This window comes from Paenibacillus sp. TSM33, assembly GCF_056099025.1.
The window spans coordinates 1-4,981 of record NZ_JBLZXB010000004.1; the positions used below are offsets into that span (position 1 = coordinate 1).

The following is a 4,981-nucleotide window of genomic DNA, read 5'->3' on the forward strand; positions in this document are numbered from 1 at the left end:
TTGACTCCGTCATGCATAGGTTCAAATCCTATATCCCCAGCCATTAAGAGCCATTAGCTCAGTTGGTAGAGCACCTGACTTTTAATCAGGGTGTCGAAGGTTCGAGTCCTTCATGGCTCACCATTATCATTGTATGCGGTCGTGGCGGAATTGGCAGACGCGCACGGTTCAGGTCCGTGTGGGCTAACCCCCCGTGGAGGTTCGAGTCCTCTCGACCGCACCATATTTTGCGGACGTGGCTCAGCGGTAGAGCATCGCCTTGCCAAGGCGAGGGTCGCGGGTTCGATTCCCGTCGTCCGCTCCATTATCCATACGGCGCCATAGCCAAGTGGTAAGGCAAAGCTCTGCAAAAGCTTCATCCCCAGTTCAAATCTGGGTGGCGCCTTGACTGCTCATTATGGAATTAAATATGCGCCCTTAGCTCAGCTGGATAGAGCGTTTGACTACGAATCAAAAGGCCGGGAGTTCGAATCTCTCAGGGCGCGCCATTTCTTAAAAAATGTATAATGTCGGGATGTAGCTCAGCTTGGTAGAGCACCTGGTTTGGGACCAGGGGGTCGCATGTTCAAATCGTGTCATCCCGATACTGATTTGCGGGTGTAGTTCAATGGTAGAACTCCAGCCTTCCAAGCTGGTAGCGTGGGTTCGATTCCCATCACCCGCTTTTTGCTATAGCGGATTCTTGTTGCCTCAGTGGTGACACCTTATAAATAAAGAGAGCCTGTCTGGGGACAGAGCTCTCTCTTTTTTTGTATGTTTATCTTACATAGGTTCCACAAAGTGTTGACTATCGATAATCCTTGCTATCGGTGTATTCCTTCTGCTCCTGCAGTGAGTATACACCGATAACTGATCTAGTACACAGGTTTTACACTGGTATGGTCAGCTGTATGGAGGCTCCCTTATTTGGAGCAGAGGTCATGCTCAAGAAGCCGCCTACTCCTCTAGCTCGTTCTTCCATGCTGAACAATCCAACTCCTTCTCCTCGAGACTTTCCAGAAAAGCCAATACCTTCATCCCGAATAGTCACTAGTATCGTTCTATCTTGATCCTCTACCTCAACGTAAGCCTCTGCTACATCTGCGTATTTGGCTACATTCGTCAATGCCTCCTGTACAATCCTATAGATTGCTATTTCTTTGCGTATATCAAGGCGTTTGCGTAGAGTACATTGAAAATGTACTTCGATTCCGTAATGAGAACAGAAGTTTTCAATATAGGTTCTGAGGGCTGGTACGACACCCAAATCATCCAGAACTGAGGGGCGAAGTTCCCACGCTAGGCCACGAACATCTTTAATGATATCGGTTACCTGTATACGCAAATTTTCCAGAGTAGCGCTGGGTTGTTCGGCTAGTTGGCTATCTAATTGAATAATAAGTGAAAAAAGGCTTTGTCCAATCCCATCATGAAGCTCTCTTGAAAAACGTTTACGCTCTTCCTCCTGTATTTGCATGACTTGCGTCATCATAGACTGGAGCTCTGCCTCTACTTTTTTTAGTTTGGTGACTTCATTACGGATCGCTAAGTACTGATAGGGTTTACCTTCCTCGTCCATAAATGGAACGATCGTAGTATTCACCCAGTAGTAGCTGTTATCTTTAGCACGATTTCGTATTTCTCCCTGCCATACCTTACCTGAACGGATCGTAGTCCACAGGTTCTTCATGAAGACTCGAGTATGATAGCCCGAATTAATGAGACGATGATCCTGCCCGATCAATTCTTCGCGACTATATTGCGAAATCTCACAGAACTTATCGTTTACGTACTGAATAATTCCTCGATGATCGGTCAAAGCAACAATGGAGGATGTATCTAAAGCAAATTTAAGATTGGATAGCTGGTGGAGAGAACTACGCAGTACATGGAGAAAAGGAGAGTCTGGTATATGAATTTCTAAATCATTCAGCAGTTTATCGGTTGACTCCCCAAAGGCGGGCTGCAGTAAAGGGTTAGAAGGTTCATTCATAATGGAGCAACCCCTTTTTCAGTGCAAATTTGACCAACTCAGGTCGTGTTTTCAAGTTAAGCTTCTCCATAAGGTTGCTTTTGTGGGACTCTACGGTTTTGACGCTAATCACCAAGTGTTCGGCAATTTCCTTGTTGGCATATCCTTTGGCTACCCATGATAGGATCTCCTTTTCCCGTTCAGAGAGGGATTCATACGGTCCGGCTATGCCCTCTTGTTTGATTTTGTCCAAATATTCACTCATCAGACGTTTGGTTGCATTGGGGTACAAATAGGCACTACCTTCGGCTACAGACTGGATGGCAGCGAGTAATTCCTCGTGAGGTGCACTTTTTAAAATATATCCAGATGCTCCGGCTTGAATGGCTCGGAACAGATATTCTTCATCGTCATGCATCGTTAAAATAAGTACTTCTGTATCTGGCAATTGTTTTTTTAATTCAGTGGTTGCCGTAAGGCCGTCTTTGCCAGGTGGCATACTAAAATCCATGAGCACGACATGAGGTTGTAGCTCCACCGCTTTGCGGATCGCCTCATCTCCGTCTGCTGCATCTCCAACTACCTTAATTCCGTTTTTGCCGTCCAATAGGGCCATGAGGCCAGAACGTACGACAACATGATCATCCACTACAAGTATACGAATCAATTAGTCATCCCCTCGAACGGTGAAAAAACCGTGCGTTTTATCATAATCATAGCAAATTTTAGGGATTTCAATCAACAAAGATAGTTAGATGAGCGTTCATATTGACTTAAATTTATAATTTTATTTTATCAATTATCAATTATGGAATGAGAAGGGAGCGCACATAGCTGGCCAAGGTGATGAGCAACTTGAGTGGCCTTGGCTACATCAGAATCGGTGAATGTTCTCACATCTCGGTTACCAAGAAGTAGTACACCGTTTGGCAATTCTCCTGTACTTGAGAAGGGAATGGCTACTGCAGAATGTAGCTGTTCGGCCAGCATAAGCGCACATTCTTGACGTAAACGTATGCTTCCTGATATTAGAGCGTTAACGGTCACGGTACGTCCCAAACGAACAGCCATCCCAGCAATCCCATGTCCGACTTTAAAAGAGATAAGTCGATAGCGATTGTTTCGACTGCCGGAGGCATAATACCAATGCAACTTACCCCCCGACTTGGACATAAATGCAAGGGCAGTTAGATCTCCATACACATGATCTCGCAACTGGTTTAGTTCTTTTCGCATTTCATCCGTTATTTCTAGCATAGAAGACACATCCTTTTTCGTAACCAAACTGTAGCTCTAATTCATTGTAATTCCGACAGGTACAAAAGTAATTCAGGGAACCCCCTGATCTATAGGTTCAGGAAACACTGACTTTTCATTGGGCTGGGTAATTAATAAGAAGAGGAGCGATAAAAGGGGCGCTAGATAATCCTGGAAGTGATATTTATCACTGCAAATCAGGGAGTAGGGAGGTGCAAAATCAGGTGTTCTCCCGATAACAACCCAACCATCAAAACATTATGATAAGGGTGACAGGTAAACACGAGGAGGACGCTAATATGCAAGCCACTTGTATGGAACGGTTTGGGGACGAAGCGCAGCGCACGGGGATTCAGCTTTTTCTGACGGAAGAGCATTTTGAACTGTTAAAAGATATCATGTCCTGGAAGAAGGTAAAGGCAGGCGTTATGCTTTTCCGAGAGGGTGATGATGCGGAGCAGCTTTATTATATACATTCGGGTCATGTTAAACTCCGTAAGTCGACAGAAGACGGTAAAGAATTGATTCTGACTATTCAGCACCAAGGCGATTTAATCGGGGAGTTTAGTGGGATAGATGGGGAAGAGTATAGTTGCACTGCAGAAACAGCCGATGTGTGTGAGTTAGGTGTCGTGCTTGTTAAGGATCTGGAGTCACTCTTGTCTAAGCATGGGGAAATGGCGCTTCAGTTCATACAGTGGATGGCAATGAAGCAACGAATTATGCAATCACGGTTTCGGGACTTACTGTTGTATGGTAAAACGGGGGCACTAGCGTCTACGTTAATCCGTGCAAGTAATACATGTGGCGTAGCTGTGAAGGATGGCATTTTACTGAATATGAAGTTAAGTCACTCCGAACTGGGTGAGATGATTGGAGCGACGCGCGAGAGTGTGAACCGGATGCTGAGCTCGCTGAAAGAGCAGGGTACCTTGGATACGAGAGACGGAAAAATCGTCATTCATGACCTGAAGGTGTTGCGTGCCATGTGCTGCTGTCCTTCGTATGGTCAATGTGCCCATGAGATTTGTAGGTTATAGAATTATGAGTATTGTTAGGCGGGGGGCTAAAAGACTCCGTCTAATTGTAAGTCTTCTGACAACAAGCGATTAAAAGGAACAAGTATCGTAGATATCTAAAAAAGAATCGACGACGCGTTTAGCGGCAAATCAACGATATAGTGGTTTTTAAAATAGCAATCATGTTGATAAATAGTTGATTAGCAGTCGAAAAGAGTTTTAGGTAATGTTAATTTACATTTATTACAAGTTGTATTCTGTGGTTGAAAATGATATATTATTTGAGCTGACAACAAAACAGCCGATGCAAAAGGGAGTAAACAGGGTGAAATGATCTTCGAAAAGAAGAAAAAAAATAACCCTTGCATTTTTGAAATGAACATGGTATGATCTTATAGCTGCTGAAAACGCAGCGAAAAAGAATTTGATCTTTGAAAACTGAACAACGAGTGAGTAAACGATTTTGTTCGCAAAATCAAACAAAGAGATATTTTATCTCGTCAGTTTCAAAATGAGCTAATCGCTCTTTCTATAACCAACCTCGGTTGGTCTTTAATGGAGAGTTTGATCCTGGCTCAGGACGAACGCTGGCGGCGTGCCTAATACATGCAAGTCGAGCGGGGTTGTTTAGAAGCTTGCTTCTAATTAACCTAGCGGCGGACGGGTGAGTAACACGTAGGCAACCTGCCCACAAGACAGGGATAACTACCGGAAACGGTAGCTAATACCCGATACATCCTTTTCCTGCATGGGA

The 4,981-nt window shown here is 44.4% G+C and carries 4 protein-coding genes, 7 tRNA genes and 1 rRNA gene; 9 read left to right on the forward strand and 3 right to left on the reverse strand.

The annotated features are described in order from the left end of the window. The first annotated feature begins 47 nt into the window (after window positions 1–47). From ACN6NF_RS01605 to ACN6NF_RS01635, 7 genes are all read left to right on the forward strand, one after another. Window positions 48–123 (forward strand) — tRNA-Lys (locus ACN6NF_RS01605). A gap of 12 nt (window positions 124–135) precedes the next feature. Next, window positions 136–223 (forward strand) — tRNA-Leu (locus tag ACN6NF_RS01610). 6 nt (window positions 224–229) lie between these two features. Next, window positions 230–304 (forward strand) — tRNA-Gly (locus tag ACN6NF_RS01615). 10 nt (window positions 305–314) lie between these two features. Next, window positions 315–385: transfer RNA gene (locus ACN6NF_RS01620), tRNA-Cys, on the forward strand. 26 nt (window positions 386–411) lie between these two features. Next, window positions 412–488: transfer RNA gene (locus ACN6NF_RS01625), tRNA-Arg, on the forward strand. Between the two features lie 22 nt (window positions 489–510). Beyond that, window positions 511–584: transfer RNA gene (locus tag ACN6NF_RS01630), tRNA-Pro, on the forward strand. A gap of 9 nt (window positions 585–593) precedes the next feature. Further along, window positions 594–664, forward strand: a tRNA-Gly gene (locus ACN6NF_RS01635). A gap of 204 nt (window positions 665–868) precedes the next feature. Here the strand turns inward: ACN6NF_RS01635 and ACN6NF_RS01640 are convergent. The 3 genes from ACN6NF_RS01640 to ACN6NF_RS01650 all read right to left on the reverse strand — a co-directional run bounded on the left by ACN6NF_RS01640 (window position 869) and on the right by ACN6NF_RS01650 (window position 3,208). Continuing rightward, window positions 869–1,972, reverse strand: coding sequence for a PAS domain-containing sensor histidine kinase (locus ACN6NF_RS01640; protein WP_474314553.1), 1,104 nt, complete (start codon window positions 1,970–1,972; stop codon window positions 869–871). Further along, entirely contained in the window at window positions 1,965–2,618 is a 654-nt protein-coding gene (locus ACN6NF_RS01645; protein WP_029516026.1) for a response regulator, read from the reverse strand. The genes ACN6NF_RS01640 and ACN6NF_RS01645 overlap by 8 nt, the downstream gene beginning before the upstream one ends. A 128-nt stretch (window positions 2,619–2,746) precedes the next feature. Beyond that, window positions 2,747–3,208: a GAF domain-containing protein gene (locus ACN6NF_RS01650; protein WP_474314556.1), complete on the reverse strand. Its 462-nt coding sequence runs from the start codon at window positions 3,206–3,208 to the stop codon at window positions 2,747–2,749. A gap of 299 nt (window positions 3,209–3,507) precedes the next feature. Between ACN6NF_RS01650 and ACN6NF_RS01655 the strand changes: the two genes are divergently transcribed. Together ACN6NF_RS01655 and ACN6NF_RS01660 are read left to right on the forward strand one after the other, a co-directional pair. Then, window positions 3,508–4,248: a Crp/Fnr family transcriptional regulator gene (locus ACN6NF_RS01655; RefSeq protein ID WP_016818378.1), complete on the forward strand. Its 741-nt coding sequence runs from the start codon at window positions 3,508–3,510 to the stop codon at window positions 4,246–4,248. Between the two features lie 531 nt (window positions 4,249–4,779). Beyond that, window positions 4,780–4,981 (forward strand): 16S ribosomal RNA (locus ACN6NF_RS01660); the annotation flags it as partial.

Excerpts from the sequence above, each read along its gene's own strand:
- ACN6NF_RS01655 (WP_016818378.1), top strand. The coding sequence starts at position 3,508 with ATGCAAGCCACTTGTATGGAACGGTTTGGGGACGAAGCGCAGCGCACG.
- ACN6NF_RS01650 (WP_474314556.1), bottom strand. The coding sequence starts at position 3,208 with ATGCTAGAAATAACGGATGAAATGCGAAAAGAACTAAACCAGTTGCGA.
- ACN6NF_RS01640 (WP_474314553.1), bottom strand. The coding sequence starts at position 1,972 with ATGAATGAACCTTCTAACCCTTTACTGCAGCCCGCCTTTGGGGAGTCA.